Genomic DNA, 14,316 nt, shown 5'->3' on the forward strand with positions numbered 1-14,316 from the left:
GCCTGGATGAAGCCCTGGATGCCCGCCTTCGCGGGCATGACGATGGGTAGGTTTCGTCTCGTCCTCCTTAAGCCGTCATCCCCGCGGACGCGGGGATCCAGAGGCTTCAGAGTCATGCCTGGATGAAGCCCTGGATGCCCGCCTTCGCGGGCATGACGAGGGGGGCTTCGTTTCGTCGCCCTCAAGCCGTCCTCCCGACGTCGGTCGAGCGGCCGCTGCGGCTGGCCTGTGCCCAAGCCTTTAAGCGTTGTTGCAGGCATTCAACGCGAGACGGAGCAGGGCATGGGCATCGAAAATCAGCGCTTGAGCGGCGGCGGGCGGGTGCAGTTGGCGAGCTGGGACGAACTGCGCCCGACCGCGCACGGCCCGGAACTGCAGGGGCGGGCCTGGAACCCCAACGCCAGCCGCACCGGCCTGGCGTTCTACGATTCCACCGTGCACTACATGCGCAACGACTGGGCCAGCCAGCACATGGACGTGGTGCCGGCGACGATGGGCGAGAAAAGCCTGCTGCTGTACCGCAACCGCGACTCGGACACCTGGCACAGCGCCGAAGCGCTCGACATCGACCACGTGCAGCCGTGGAAGCAGCACCTGACCGCGCTGGGCACGCGCTCGCAGGCCGACGCGCACATGGCCTACAACGATGTCGGCAACCTGCGCGCGCTGCCGAGCGCGATCAACCGCGGCCGCGCCGCGGCCGAACGCGCGCTCGAGGCCGGCACCGATTCGCAGGCGTGGCAGACCTGGTCGCGCGGCCATTTCCACTACGACCACGGCGCGGCGCATCCGCCGTTCGACCCGGCCCGCGACGGCGCCCGCCGCACCACCACGCGCTTCCAGGACTGGACCCTCGACGACGGCCGCGCCTCGTTGAGCTTCGACACCCGGGTCGAAGGCAAGTGGTTCGAGCACCAACTGTCGCAGCAGTACCGCGGCAGCTTTACGATCACCTCCGACCAGGGCTACCACCGCGAGGTGCCGCTGTTCGAATGCCCGGCGACCGGGCAGCTGGTGACCCGCGACGCGTTCGACATCGACCATATCCGTCCGTTCGAAGAAGTCGCGCGCGCGGCGCTGGCCGAGCGCGGCGGGCCGATCAGCAAGGCCGAGGCGCTGGATCTGTACAACGACACCGCGAATCTGCGCCTGGTCAGCCGTTCGGCCAACTGTTCGCACGAATGGGAGCTCGACGCGCAGGGCGAGTACCTCGACCGCGGCGACCGCGAGCACGAGGAGCCGGAAAACGACCTCGACCGCGCGTTCGTCGAATTCGGCCCGGACACGCCGGAGGACCATCGCGCGTTCGGCGAGGTGCGGCGGTGGTTCGACCATCAGCCGCCGCCGCAGCCGGTGCAGGACGACGCGCAGTCGGTGCACGTGTTGCAGCCGCGTTATGCGCTCGGCCATGCGCGCAATCCCGACACCCCGCTGTACGACAAGCTGCACGGGCAGGTCGCCGGCCAGAACCTGCATCACGGCCTCGGGCTGACCCCGACCGAGACCGCCAACGTCGCCGCGGCGCTGACCCTGGCGGTGCGCAACCAGGGTTGGCCGGACGCGACCGGCGCGGTCTACAACCAGGGCCACTTCCACGCCTACACCGGCCAGCCCGACGCGATGGTGCACACCAGCGTCGAGCTGCAGGCCGCGCGCGCGACGCCGGCCAACGACAGCGGCCGGCAACTGCACCAGCTGCAGCAGAACCCGCAGCAGGTCCAGGACGACCCCGGCGTGCAGGCGATGGACGTGCAGCAGCACCACGGCCGGGTGTAAGCGCCGGCGCCGCCGGCGCGGCCGGGATCGCTAAAGATTCCGACAGCGCCGGCGCGGCCGCGGCGGTGTACTGGCGCCTCCTTCGCCAGACGCCGCCGCCATGTCCCCTCCGTTCCCGCCGCGCACCCGCCGCCGCCTCGCCCTGGCGCTGTCGATCGCGCTCGCCGCCGCGCTGCTGCCGGCGCGCGCGTCCGATCACCTGGATTCGCCGACCGTCATCGCCGACCCGCGCGCCGACATCGGCGATCTCTACGCCTGGATGCAGCCCGACGGCCGCCATCTGAACCTGGCCATGACCGTGGTCGGCCATACCTTCTCCGACCGCCTGCGCTACGTGTTCCGCATCGACAGCGCGCACCGCTTCGGCGGCGCCGAACGCAGCCTCGCCATCGTCTGCCGCTTCGCCGCCGCCGACCGCGCCGAATGCGTCGCCGACGGAGTCGACGCCGCGCGCGGCGACGCCCGCGGCGAAGCCGGACTGTGGGGCGACCAGCATCGTCTGCGCGTGTTCGCCGGCTTGCGCGACGACCCGTTCTTCAACAACGTGCGCGGCACCCGCGCCGCCTACAACGTCGCCGACGCCGCCCTGCGCGCCGGCGCGCCGGTCGACGCGGCCGGTTGCGCGAGCCTGCCCGCGGCGGCGGTGCAGGGCATCGACGAACAATGGCGCCACACCGACGGCGGCCCGGCGCGCAACTTCCTCGCCGGCTGGACCCCGGCCGCGCTGGTGGTGCAGATCGACCTCAAAGCGGTGAATCGCGGCGGCCCGCTGCTGGCGGTGTGGGCGGCGACCGAATCGGGCGAAGGCCGGATCGACCGCGCCGGCCGCGTGCTGACCGGCAATGCGCTGCTCGGCACGCTCGACGGCGAGGACGTCAGCAACCGGTTGAAGGAACGTTACAACGCGATCGAGCCGAAAGACGGCGCCGAGTTCGTGCCGGAAATCGAGAAAGGATTGGCGCTGTACGACGGTTTCGACGGCCGTTGCGGCAACTCGCTGCTGGCCGCGCCGGAGCCTGCGCGGCGCTACCGCGCATTGGCGCAGTTGCTGGCCGACGACCGCCTGTGGATCGACAGCCGCCGGCGCCGCTGCGAACAGCCGTTCGCGGTGGAACTGGCGCAGGCCGCCGGCCGCAGCCAGTACCGCCGCGACTGCGGCGGGCGCACGCCGTTGCAGACCGCGATCAACGTCTATCGCTCGTTGCTGGTGGATGCGAGCATCGACGGTATCAGCGACGGTCTGCTGCGCGACGAGAAGACGCCGTCGGTGTCGGAGTTTCCGTTCCTGGTGCCGGCGGAGAAGGAGTATTCGCCGTGAGTCGTGCGCTGGGTCGTGGCCTGGATCGCGTCGCCCGGACGACGCACTGGACGTTCGGCTTCGCCGAAGTACAAGCGGAGCCCGCGTCCGCGGGAACGACAGCAATTGGGTTTTGTCGCGTCTCTCCCAACCGTCATTCCCGCGAACGCTGGAATTCAGAGACTTCAGCGCCATCTCTGGCGCTGAGCCGCGGCCCGGATCGCGTCGCTTGGACGACGCCCTTGACTCCTGCTTCGGCGGGAACGACAGCCGTTGGGTTCCGTCGCGTCTTTCCCAGCCGTCATTCCCGCGAACGCGGGAATCCAGAGACTTCAGCGCCATGCTTTGCCATCCGCATTGCAAGCCTCGGCCCCGTGCGCGCATCCGCCGCGCTGTCGCTTTGCTTGTACGCCGGTACAGCCGCCGCGCACTCCAGCACCGGACTCAGCGGCGGCTTCGGCGCCGGCTTCGCGCATCCGTTCGGCGGCGGCGATCACCTGCTGGCGATGGTCTGCGTCGGCGCCTGGGGCGCGCAACTCGGCGCGCCGCTGCGGTTGGCGCTGCCGCTCACCTTCCCGCTGACGATGGTCGTCGGCGCGGCGCTGGCCTTGTGGGGCTTGCCGATGGCCGCGGTGGAAAGCGGCATCGCGCTGTCGGTGCTGGCGCTGGGCGCGTGCATCGCTTGCCGCTGGCGCGCGCCGGTGTGGGCGGCGTGCGCGCTGGTCGCCGGGTTCGCGCTGCTGCACGGCTACGCGCATGGGCGCGAGTTGCCGGTCGCGGCCGATCCGGCCGGCTACAGCCTGGGTTTCGTGCTCGCCACCGGCCTGCTGCACGTGCTCGGCATCGGCATCGGCGAACTCGGCGTGCGTTTGAGCGGCGCGGCCTTGTGCGGCTTCGGCGCGGCGGTCGCGGCGGTCGGCGCCGGCTTCCTGTATTCGGCGCTGGTTGCATGAGCGGCGCGGCCTGGGCGCCGGCGGTGCTGTGCGCGGCGCTGGGCCTGCTGCTCGGGTCGTTGCCGACGCGGGCGGGGTGGGGCGCTGCGCTGGCGTTCGTCGCGGCGTGGATTGCAACGACAGGGGCGGTGGCGGCCGCGCCGTCGTTCGCCGCGTGGACGTGCGCGCATGCGGCGCAGTCGAGCGCGGCCTGCTGGATCGCCGCGCTGGCGACCGCGGGCGCGCAGTACGCGCCCGAGCGCGGCCGCGCGCGAGCGGCGGGGTGGCGCGCGCTCGCCGCCGGCATCTGCGTCGCCGCGGCCGCGTCGCCTTGCGCCGCTGCGTCCTCGCCGTGGTCGCCGGCCGGGATCGCGCTGGCGCTGCCGGCGCGTTGGTTGGTCTCGCGCGGCGCCGGCGTCGCGCTGAAAGTCGCCGCCAGTTGGCTGCTGGCGGTGGCGCTGCTGAGTCTGGTCTTGTCCGCACGGCCGGCGCTGCCCGGCGATGTGCCCGATCATCTGGAATAGGGGATAGCGCAATGCCGCTTCGTGTTTCGATCTTCGCCCTGGCGTTGGCCGCGCTGTGCTGCGCGCCGGCCGCCGCCCACGATTTCTGGATCCAGCCGGAGCCTTATCGCCCCGAACCGCAGGCTGTCACCGCACTGACCTTGCAGGTCGGGCACGGCCGCGACCGCCAGCGTTCGGCGATCCCGCTGCGGCGGATCCAGCGTTTCGAAGCGCTCGCCAGCGACGGCCGCCGGGTCGACCTGCGCCCGCAGCTGCAACCCGACCCGCGCGCGCCGGCCGATGCGCGCTTCGCCATGCCTGCCGGCGCGTGGGTGCTGGTGCTGGAAACCGACGCCGGCGCGCAAAGCCGCCTGCCGGCGCCGCGCTTCAACGATTACCTGCGCGCCGAAGGCCTGACCCCGGCGTTGGAACAGCGCCGCCTGCAAGGCCGCGACGGCGCCGAGGGTTCGGAGCGCTACAGCCGCCGCAGCAAGGCGCTGCTGCGCGTCGGCGCGGGCGCGGCGCCGGTCGAGGTCGCGGCGCTGCTCGCGCGGCCCGTCGGCCTGCCGCTGGAAATACTGCTCGACGCCGATCCGCACGCGCGCGGCGCGCGGCTGTCGGTGCGGGTGCTGTGGCAGGGCCGGCCGCTGCCGGGCGCATTGGTCAAGCTGACCCGGCTGGAGAACGACGCCGAGCCGCTCGACGCGCGCCGCACCGACGCCGGCGGGCGCGCCGAATTCGCCGCGCCCGGCGCCGGCACCTGGCTGTTGAACGCGATCTGGACGCGGCCGCTGCCGGCCGATGCGGAAGTGGATTTCGAAACTACTTTCAGCAGTTTGAGCTTCGAGATTCCGGCGCCCGCGCCGCACTAGCGGGCCCAGGTTCGGCCGCCGCCCAGGTCAGCGCTGGGCGTCGGCGCTCAATCCGAGCTCGATCCAGTAGTGCCCGGCATCCGCACCCGGCTGCGAGCTCAGGCTCAGCCGCCAGCGCCGGCCTTCGCGTTCGCTGCGCCAGCGCAGCTCGCCGGGCGCGCGGGTCCAGCCGTCCTGGCGATCCATGCCCGCGCCGATGCGCTGCAGCAGTTCCGCCGCCGGCGTCGCGCTGGCGACGCGATAGCGCTTGCGCCACTGGCGTTCGTCGCCGATCGAAAACTCGGTGCGGGCGTCGAGGTCCTTGGGCCAGTCGACCGCCTTTTCCAGTTGGGCGGGCAGATGGCGGTCGGCGAGGCGCGAGCGCACGAAGCCGCCATCGGGTTTCCAGTCGTACTCCAGATGCAGCGCGACCGAGCGCGCCTGTTCGACGCCGCGGAGCTTGGCCACCACATGCAGCGCCGCATCCAGGCCCGAGGACAGCCCGGCGGAGGTGACGATGCGTTCGTTGTCGGCCCAACGCACGTCGCGCACGACCTTGACCTTGGGAAAACGCCGCGCCAGCTCGTCGATGCGCGGGGTGAAGGTGGTCGCCTCCAGGCCGTCGAGCAGGCCGGCCGAGGCGAGCACGAACGCGCCGGTGCACACCGACAGCAGTTCGCGGCCGGCGCCGGTCTGGCGGCGCAGGAAGTCGAGGATGCGCGGGTCCTGTTCGGCCTGTCCGACATCGCCGCCGGGCATCAGGATCACGTCGAACGGCGGCGCCTCGGCGAGCGACGCGTCGGGCGTCACCTTAAGCCCCATTTCCGTGGTCACCGGCTTGCCGTCGGGCGACAGCGTGGTCACGCCGAAACCGGCGTTGCCGAACACCTCGTAGGGGCCGGCGAAATCGATGATCTCGACGCCGTCGAACAGGACGATGCCGACCCGCACCGGCGGCTGGCTGTGCGGCGCATGTGCGGCGGCCGCGGCCGCCGGCCACAGCGCGGCGCACAGCGATACGAGCAGGACGAAACGGTGCAGCGTGCGGCGCAGTCGCATGGCGATAGAAGTCGTGAGGGGATGCGCGCCACGATAGGCAGCCGCGGCGCGCATAAACGGACGCGCAGCGGGCCATTGCGGACAGATCGCGCGCCGCGCCGCGCGCGTCCGGCGCGGCGACCTCAGTCGGCGCGAAAGCGCTGGCGGTAGTCGCTCGGCGCGACGCCGAGCGTGCGCGCGAACGCGCGGCGCATCGCTTCGGCGCTGCCGAAGCCGCATTCCAGCGCGATCCGGGCGATGTCCTTGGCGGTGGATTCCAGCAGCGGCTTGGCCGCTTCGATGCGCAAGCCCTCGACGTACTTGTGCGGGGTGGCGGCGAACGCGGCGCTGAAGCGGCGGGCGAACTGGCGCGGGCTCATGTGCACGCGCGCGGCGAGCCGGGCCACGTCGAGGCGCTGGCGCAGGTGCGCGCGCATCCACGCGTCGAGCGCGGCGAACGGGTCGGGCAGGTCCAGCGCCTGCAATTCGCCGCTGAACTGGCTTTGCCCGCCCGAGCGCTTGCTGGCCATGACCATGCGCTTGGCCACCTGCAGCGCCAGCGCCTGGCCGTGATCGGCGGCGACCATCGCCAGGGCCAGGTCCATGCCGGCGGTGATGCCGGCCGAGGTCCAGGTCTCGCCGTCGCGGGTGTAGATGGCGTCGGCCTGCACGCGCACGCGCGGATAGCGCGCGCGCAGCTCGGCCACGTCGAGCCAGTGGGTGCTGGCCTGACGTCCGTCGAGCGCGCCGGATTCGGCCAGCAGCAGCGCGCCGCTGCACACCGAGGCGACCCGCCGCACCCGCGTCGCGGCGAGGCGCAGCCAGTCGACCAGGGCGCGGTCGGCGCGGGCGAGATCGAGCGCGTCGCCCATGCCGCCGCAGACCATGAGCGTGTCCGTATCGGCCGGCATCTGCGTGTAGTGCGCGTCTGGGCTCAAGCGCAGCCCGGCGGCCAGCGGCACCGGCGCCAGATCGGCGGCGAGCAGTTGCAGCCGGTACAGCGGCGGCCGTTGCGGCGATTGTTCCTGCGCCTGCCGGCTCGCGAGCGCGAACACTTCCAGCGGCCCGCAAATGTCCAGCGACTGCGCGCCGGGGTAGATCAGCATGCAGACGGTGAGGGTGGCTTGCGCCGGCGCAGCGGCGCTCGGGGCGGGCGTCGGCAAGGCGGAACGCGGTCGGGCGTTGGCGGAGCGGGGCATGCGCAGGCTGGGCGGGTCGGGCGGGGGACGTGGCCATGATGCGCATGCGCAGGCCGGCGCGACAGTGGCGCGGGCGATGCGGTCCGGGTGGGCGATGCGGGAATCCAGGGATGTCAGCGTCATGCCTGGATGAAGCCCTGGGTTCCCGCGTTCGCGGGAACGACGATAGGTGGGTTTCACTGCGTCTCTCCCGACCGTCATTCCCGCGAAAGCGGGAATCCAGAGACTTCAGCGCTATGTCTCGATGAAGCCCTGGGTTCCCGCTTTCGCGGGAACGACGATAGGTGGGCTTCGCCGCGCCTTTTCCAGCCGTCATTCCCGCGATCGCGGGCTCCGCTCTTACTTCGGCGAAGCCGAACATCCAGAGACTTCAGCGCCATCCCGCACTGATCGCTTTCAGCAAACGTCGATCTCACATTTGTCACCTCCATCGCGACCGCGTTTGCCGCACTATCGACGTTCCTTCAGGAGAAACCCGCATGGCCGCCGCCAGCAAAGCCAAGACGCCCGCCGCCAAGACTGTCGCCAAGAAAGCCGTCAAGAAAGCCGCGCCGGCGAAGGCGCCTGCGAAAAAAGCCGCGGCCAAGACCGCCGCGGCAAAACCCGCTGCGAAGACGCCCGCCGCGAGCAAAGCCCCGGCGAAAAACGCCAATAAGCCCGCCGCCGCAAGCGCGGACAAAGTGCAAGGCCCGGCCTCGTACTTTCCCTCGATCGAAAAGACCTACGGCAAGCCGGTCGCGCACTGGTTCGCACTCATCGACGCGCTCGGCGCGCGCAAGCACATGGAACTGGTGGCCGAACTCAAGAGCGCGCACGGCATCGGCCACGGCCATGCCAACGCCCTGGTCGCCTATCGCCTCGCCGGCAAGCGCTGAAGCTCAGCCTTCGCCGAGGAACGAGCGCGTTTCGGCCCACAGCGCGCGCCGCTGCGGTTGCAGGTGCAGCCAGTGGTTGCCGCCGGCGATCTTGACCTCGCGCCGGTCGGCCGCGCCGGTCAGCGCGGCGAATAGGCGCGCGGCGTCGGCATCGGTGGTGACGTGGTCCCATTCGCCGCGCACGATCAAAGTCGGCTGGCGGATGCGAGCGCTGTCGACCAAGGCCTCGCCGCGGTCGCTGGCGAGGATGTCGGCGATCGGCCCGCCCGGGACCTGGACCGCGCGCGGCGTGCGCTGCGCCGATTGCGGATCGCTGTCGAGGTACGCGGCGATCCAGCGCTCCAGTTCGGCGTCCGAGACCGGCGTGGGCCGGTCGGCCGGCATCCCGGTGCGTTGGCGCGGGCGTTGGTCGGCGGCGGTCACCCACTGCCATGCGGGCGCCGCGGCGGACTCCGCGCCGGCCGTCGCGGCCGCCACCACCGGGCCGAACAACACCAGCCGCGCGATCAGTTCCGGCCGCAGGATCGCCGCGCGCTGCGCCGGCAGGGTGCCCCAGGAATGCGCGATCACATGCACCGGCGCGGCGTCGCCGCGTTCGGCGCGGATGCGTTCGAGCACCGCGACGATCTGCGCCGCGGCCGCCGGCGCGCGCCCGAACGGCGCGGCCGCGTCGGCGGCGCCGGCGAACGCGGTCGGGCGTTGCGAGCGGCCGTAGCCGGCGAAATCGAAGGCCCAGGCGTCGAAGCCCGCGGCTTGCAGGTCGTCGAGCCACGACACGCCCTGCATGCGCCAGTCCGCCGACAGCGCGGCCGGAAAGGTCGCGCCGTGCACGTACAGCACGGCCGGGCCCGCGCCGCGGCGGCGGATCGCGGCCAGGCGCAGGCGTTCGCCGTCGTCGCCGGTCCACGGCACCCAGACGGTTTGCGGATCGTCGCTGCGCGCTGTGTTCGACACACCGCAGCCGCCGTCGCCGGACTGGCCGGGCTCGTTCGCAGCAGCGGCGGACGCAGGCCTGAGTCCGTCGCCTGCATCGGCGCGGGCCGCCGCACTGCCGAACCAAGCCGCGCCGACCGCGGCGGCACCGAGAAAATCGCGTCTGCGCATCGCCGCGCTCCGACAGAAAGGAGCGCGCAGTGTGCTGAGCGCCGCGGCCGCGACGCTTCGGCCCGCGCCGAAGCATGCCGGCGGCGCTTGCGTCATCATCGGCGCATGGACGATACCGGCCCGCCTTTGTCCCGCATCGCCGCCGCGATCGGCGATCCCGCCCGCGCGCTGATGCTGGCCGCGCTGATGGACGGCCGCAGCCGCACCGCCGGCGAGCTCGCGCGCTGCGCCAGCATCGCGCCGCCGACCGCGAGCGGGCATCTGGCCCGGCTGGTCGACGCGGGTCTGCTCGCGGTCGAACGGCAAGGGCGCCATCGCTATCACCGCTTGGCCTCGGCGCAGGTGTCGCAGGCGCTGGAAGCGCTGATGGCGATCGCGCCGCTGCCGCCGCCGCGCTCGCCGCAGTTGGGCCCGCGCGACGCGGCGCTGCGCCACGCCCGCACCTGTTACGACCATCTGGCCGGGCGGGTCGCGGTGGAGCTGGCCGAGGCCTGGCTGGCGGCGGGCTGGATCCGCGCCGACGACGGCCTGTGGCGGTTGAGCGAGGCCGGCGAACGCGAGCTGCAGCGGCTCGGCATCGCCGCGCCGGACCCGGCCGCGCGCCGGCCGCCGCTGCGGCCGTGCCTGGACTGGAGCGAACGCCGGCCGCACATCGGCGGCCAGCTCGGCGCGGCCTTGCTCGACCGCTTGCTCGCCGACGCCTGGGTGCGGCGCCAGCGCCAGTCGCGGGCCTTGTCGATCAGCGCCGAGGGCGAACGCGGCCTGCGCCGCTGGCGCGGCGGCTGAGCGGCGCTCAGACCCGCAGGCGCGACAGCCTGCGCACGCGCAGCGCGACGAACACCTGCAACAGCCCGAAGACCAGCGCGCCGAAGCCGATCCACCACACCAGACCGACCACCGCCACGCGCGGATACAGCAGCAACAGCGCGCCCAGGCCCAGCACCAGCAGCCCGCTCAGCGCCAGCGACCATTCGTTGCCGATCGCTTTGCGCAGCGCGACCGACCAGAAGATGCGCAGCACACCGCCGACGACCAGCCACAGCCCGAGCAGCAGGATCAGCGCATCGGCGATCGCCAGCGGCCGCGCCAGCGCCAGCGCGCCGAACGCCAGCGACGCCAGCGCGTAAAGCGCCAGCCAGGCCTTGCCGAATCCGGACGGGCCCGAGAACAGCGCGACCGCGCTCAACGCGCCTTCGAACAAGGCCATCAGCCCGAACGACCACACCAGCGCGACCACGCTCGCGCCGGGCGCGACGAAGCAGGCCACGCCGAAGCCGAGGCCGATCAGGCCGTACACCAGCAGCACCCACCAATGGCGGGCGAAATGAGCGATCAGCGGGGCGTTCATGCGCGGCAGTCTCCGGCGTAGCGTGGGATCGCGGCAGCGCCGGACCGCACGCTGCGCGGCCCGGCGCTGGCGATGCCGGTTACGGCCGCCGCGGCGGCAGGGTCCACTGCCGCGCCGCGGCCGGCGAATCCACCAGCACCGCATCGGCCCCGAGCATGGCCGCGCGACGGTAGTCGTCGGATGAATTCACCCCGATCACCAGGATGCCGACCGCCGCGCTGCGTTCGCGGAAGCAGGCCACCGCCTGCGGCGTCCACAGGCTGGCCGCGGCCAGATCGGTAACGCCCTGGCCGAGCGTGAAGGTCTCGCTGACCTCGAGCCGGCGGCGCAGCTCGAACGCGGTCCACACCGGCGCCGGCGGCGGTTCGCAGCGCTGTTCCAGCGCCACTTGCAACAAGCGGCCGCGGGTGGCGTCGCGGGTCTCGAAGCGGCGCGCCTTGGGATGGCGCGCCAGCATCGCGTCGAAGCCGGCCTCGGTCGAATAGAACTGGGTGTTGCGCCAGGCCTGGCGGCGTTCCAGCACCTGCGCGACCGCGTCGACCACGCGCTGGTCCGGCGCGGTCTTCAGATCGAGCATCACCGGCACCCGGCCGCCGATCAGTTGCAGCGCCGCGTCCAGGCTCGGCAGCGGCTGCGGCCGCGCCCGGTACGGATAGGGCACGGCCGCGTTCGGATCGGGATCGCGGAACTGGTAGCCGGCGTTGAACCCGGCCAGCTGCGCGGCGGTGTACTGCGACACCGGACCGCTGGTTTCGGTCAGCGCCGACAGGTCCTGCGGGCGGTACAGCACCGGCACGCCGTCGGCGCTGAGCTGCACGCTCAGCCACATCGCGCCGGCGCGGTTGCCGAGCGCGCCGCGGATCGCCAGCAAGGTGTTCTCGGGGTAGTCGGCGGTGCCGCCGCGGTGGGCGACGATCAGCGGCCGGTTGCCGGCGCAGGCGGTCGCGGCCGGCAGCAGCGCCGCCGCGAGCAGGGCGGCGAGCACAGGGGTGTGCGACTTCATCGATGGAGCTCCTGGGGGAGGGGGCGCGGCGATCGCAACGCCCGAACGCGCGGACGACTGCAATCGCTACGTCACGAGTACAGCGCGGCGGCTGCCCTCAGGGCGCAACGGCCGCGCCCCGGAGGCGCGGCTTTTTCGTGATCGGCTGCGTGCTTCACGCGCCCCGCCAGACTCGGTGGGATGCGCGCCGGCGCGGCCTCAAGGCAGGACCAGGATGTCGTTCCAATCCGACGAAGTCTGCGCGCGCAGCGCCGTGCCCAGGCTCGGGAACGGATCGACGAAGGCGCGGCGCTTGAGCTCGTTCAGCGAAATCAGCGAGCAGCTCGACGCGTCGGTGTTGACGCACCAATAGGCGCCGGCGACGTTCGCCGAGGGCACGTACACCGCTTTCCAGGTCTGGGTCGGCACGACCACCGCGCCGCCGGCGATGGTGGTGTCCATGTCGTCGAAGTCCGGGCCGGTGACGATGTAGGCCTCGTCCCATTCCTTGGCCACGGTGCGGGTCAGGTTCTCGATCTTGGCCCAGGTGCCGCGGTTGAGCTTGGGCGCCTGCGGCACGATGTTGGCGACCGAGAAGGTTTCCTTCTGCGCCGGCGTGGTCGAGGCGTCGCCGGCCGGCATCATGTGGCCGCGGTCGTAGCCGCTGTTGGTGTAGCTCTTGTGCGTGGTCGGGAAGCCCGATTCGCTGAAGAAGGTCGAATCGATGCGCTTGATCGATTCGGCGCCGATGACCTTGGCCCGGGTCAGGTGCTGGGCCGACCACAGATTGGTGCCGGTGACCTTCGACGCGTACAGGTTGTAGTCCTGGTAGCAGATCGACACGGTCTGCTCGTTCAGGTCGGCAATGCTGAGCACCGGCTTGCGGCCGCTGGGGTATTGCTCGTTGTTGGCGCTGGTGCAGGCGCCGGCGAACGCGGCGGGGGCGGCGAGGGCGAGGCCCAGGGCGGCGAGGCGGGCGATCGGTTTCATGGATCCGGTTCCGGTCGGGGGGCGGGAAGGCGGACACGATTCCAGCTGGATCGAACGGTTTTATGACAATAGAAGTGCCTCCAAGATGTTTAGCGACGCGGTAGAGGTTTTTCGTCGGCATTCTTCTTGCTGACTTTGTCGGCAGCGACGGTCTCATCCGATGTTCATCGCGGCATTCTTAGCCTGCAGCGCCGTACGCGAAGAATCCTCATGCGCCTGCCGTCGCTGCCGACCCTGGCCCTGTCCCTCGCCCTGGCCGCGCCGCTGCCGGCCGCGGCCGCCGACCTGATCGGCTTCTGGGACGCGCCGCGCCACGGCGGCAACAGCTTCAACCGGCTGCCGCCGGACGCCGCGTACTTCCAGGCGCTGCGCGGCTACGGCGCGAGCTGGGTGCGGCTGTCCTACGACAAATGGAAGCCCGAACGCCGCGACTTCCTGATCGGCGACGCCGACGATTACCGGCAACTGTCGGCGCCCGACCTGAAGACGCTGAAGGCGGCGCTGGCGCGCGCCGACGCGGCCGGGCTCAAGACCGTGGTCGCGCCGCTGTCGCTGCCGTACTCGCGCTGGGCGCAGAACAACGGCGGCCGCTTCGACGACCGGCTGTGGCAGGACCGCGAGCGCTGGGACGCGGCGGCGCGGTTCTGGCGCGACCTGGCGCGCGAGCTCAAGGACCAGCCCGGCATCGCCGCCTACAACCTCATCAACGAGCCGGCGCCGGAGAAGCAAGGCGGACTCAGCGAGTACGCCAGCGCCGGCGAGCGCCGCGACTGGTACGCGCGCCAGCGCGGCGGCGCGCGCGACCTGCCGGCGTTCTACCAGCACATCGTGCGCGCGATCCGCGAGGTCGACCCCGACACGCCGATCATGCTCGACGCCGGCTGGTACGCCTCCGCCGGCGGCTTCGCCTACTGGCCGGCGCCGCTGGACGACGCCAAGGCGCTCTACAGCGTGCACATGTACGAGCCGTACCAGGTCACCAGCGCGCCGAACCTCAAGCGCGCCAAACCCTATGTCTATCCCGGCCCGGCCCCGTACGGCGGCCGCGACGAAATCTGGAACCGCGAACGCGTCGGCGCGCACTTGGCCCAGGCCTTCGACTGGGCCAAGGCGCGCGGCGTGCCGGCCGCGCGCATGGTCGCCGGCGAATTCGGCTGCGTGCGCCAGCTCGACGATTGCGCGCGCTACCTCGACGACGTGCTGACCGCGCTCGACCGCGCCGGCGCGCACTGGGCGTTCTACGCCTTCCGCGAAGACGCGTGGGATGCGATGGACTACGAACTGGGCAAGAAGAAGGTCGACTGGCGTTACTGGGACGCGATGGAGCAGGGCAAGCCCGATCCGGTGACGCGCAATGCCGGTCCTGAGTTCGAGCCGATCCGCAAGCGTTTGGCCGCAGGCCGCGAGTAAGGCCGCGGTTT

Annotated in this window: 14 protein-coding genes; 8 read left to right on the plus strand and 6 right to left on the minus strand. The window is 71.9% G+C overall.

Going from position 1 to position 14,316, the window contains the following annotated elements; genetic code table 11:
- Positions 1–282: 282 nt before the first annotated feature.
- The 5 genes from JHW38_RS03335 to JHW38_RS03355 all read left to right on the plus strand — a co-directional run bounded on the left by JHW38_RS03335 (position 283) and on the right by JHW38_RS03355 (position 5,380).
- On the plus strand, positions 283–1,776 hold the full coding sequence (locus JHW38_RS03335) for a GH-E family nuclease (RefSeq protein WP_207524614.1): 1,494 nt from the start codon (positions 283–285) through the stop codon (positions 1,774–1,776).
- Between the two features lie 100 nt (positions 1,777–1,876).
- A complete protein-coding gene (locus tag JHW38_RS03340; protein ID WP_207524615.1) occupies positions 1,877–3,094 on the plus strand; it encodes a hypothetical protein in 1,218 nt (405 codons plus the stop codon).
- Positions 3,095–3,447: 353 nt separating this feature from the next.
- The gene (locus JHW38_RS03345) at positions 3,448–4,026 is read left to right on the plus strand and encodes a HupE/UreJ family protein (protein ID WP_207524616.1); all 579 of its coding nucleotides are present in this window, start codon (positions 3,448–3,450) and stop codon (positions 4,024–4,026) included.
- The gene (locus tag JHW38_RS03350; RefSeq protein ID WP_207524617.1) at positions 4,023–4,529 is read left to right on the plus strand and encodes a hypothetical protein; all 507 of its coding nucleotides are present in this window, start codon (positions 4,023–4,025) and stop codon (positions 4,527–4,529) included. The genes JHW38_RS03345 and JHW38_RS03350 overlap by 4 nt, the downstream gene beginning before the upstream one ends.
- 11 nt (positions 4,530–4,540) lie before the next feature.
- Positions 4,541–5,380 (plus strand): DUF4198 domain-containing protein, encoded by an 840-nt coding sequence (locus JHW38_RS03355; protein ID WP_207524618.1) that lies wholly within the window; start codon positions 4,541–4,543, stop codon positions 5,378–5,380.
- Positions 5,381–5,407: 27 nt separating this feature from the next.
- Here JHW38_RS03355 and JHW38_RS03360 read toward each other — a convergent pair whose 3' ends face one another.
- Both JHW38_RS03360 and JHW38_RS03365 read right to left on the minus strand, forming a co-directional pair.
- Positions 5,408–6,418, minus strand: coding sequence for a DJ-1/PfpI family protein (locus tag JHW38_RS03360; protein WP_207524619.1), 1,011 nt, complete (start codon positions 6,416–6,418; stop codon positions 5,408–5,410).
- Between the two features lie 122 nt (positions 6,419–6,540).
- Positions 6,541–7,560: a GlxA family transcriptional regulator gene (locus JHW38_RS03365; protein ID WP_207524620.1), complete on the minus strand. Its 1,020-nt coding sequence runs from the start codon at positions 7,558–7,560 to the stop codon at positions 6,541–6,543.
- Positions 7,561–8,276: 716 nt separating this feature from the next.
- Between JHW38_RS03365 and JHW38_RS25395 the strand changes: the two genes are divergently transcribed.
- Positions 8,277–8,471, plus strand: coding sequence for a DUF4287 domain-containing protein (locus JHW38_RS25395; protein WP_242691347.1), 195 nt, complete (start codon positions 8,277–8,279; stop codon positions 8,469–8,471).
- Between the two features lie 3 nt (positions 8,472–8,474).
- On the opposite strand, the gene JHW38_RS03375 is transcribed toward JHW38_RS25395, so the two are convergent.
- Positions 8,475–9,425 carry an alpha/beta hydrolase gene (locus JHW38_RS03375; protein WP_207524621.1) on the minus strand — a complete coding sequence of 317 codons (951 nt, stop codon included), beginning with the start codon at positions 9,423–9,425 and terminating at the stop codon, positions 8,475–8,477.
- A 255-nt stretch (positions 9,426–9,680) separates the two neighbouring features.
- Here JHW38_RS03375 and JHW38_RS03380 point away from each other — a divergent pair, with 255 nt between their 5' ends.
- The gene (locus JHW38_RS03380; RefSeq protein ID WP_207524622.1) at positions 9,681–10,361 is read left to right on the plus strand and encodes an ArsR/SmtB family transcription factor; all 681 of its coding nucleotides are present in this window, start codon (positions 9,681–9,683) and stop codon (positions 10,359–10,361) included.
- A gap of 7 nt (positions 10,362–10,368) precedes the next feature.
- On the opposite strand, the gene JHW38_RS03385 is transcribed toward JHW38_RS03380, so the two are convergent.
- The 3 genes from JHW38_RS03385 to JHW38_RS03395 form a co-directional block, all read right to left on the minus strand.
- Complete coding sequence (locus JHW38_RS03385) at positions 10,369–10,923, minus strand: DUF308 domain-containing protein (protein ID WP_207524623.1); 555 nt, start codon at positions 10,921–10,923, stop codon at positions 10,369–10,371.
- 79 nt (positions 10,924–11,002) lie between these two features.
- Complete coding sequence (locus tag JHW38_RS03390; RefSeq protein WP_207524624.1) at positions 11,003–11,926, minus strand: glycerophosphodiester phosphodiesterase family protein; 924 nt, start codon at positions 11,924–11,926, stop codon at positions 11,003–11,005.
- A gap of 198 nt (positions 11,927–12,124) precedes the next feature.
- Positions 12,125–12,895, minus strand: coding sequence for a DNA/RNA non-specific endonuclease (locus JHW38_RS03395; protein WP_207524625.1), 771 nt, complete (start codon positions 12,893–12,895; stop codon positions 12,125–12,127).
- A 210-nt stretch (positions 12,896–13,105) separates the two neighbouring features.
- Between JHW38_RS03395 and JHW38_RS03400 the strand changes: the two genes are divergently transcribed.
- The gene (locus tag JHW38_RS03400) at positions 13,106–14,305 is read left to right on the plus strand and encodes a glycoside hydrolase family 5 protein (RefSeq protein ID WP_242691168.1); all 1,200 of its coding nucleotides are present in this window, start codon (positions 13,106–13,108) and stop codon (positions 14,303–14,305) included.
- The last annotated feature ends 11 nt before the right edge of the window (positions 14,306–14,316 follow it).

Source organism: Lysobacter enzymogenes (assembly GCF_017355525.1).
Classification (GTDB): domain Bacteria; phylum Pseudomonadota; class Gammaproteobacteria; order Xanthomonadales; family Xanthomonadaceae; genus Lysobacter; species Lysobacter enzymogenes_C.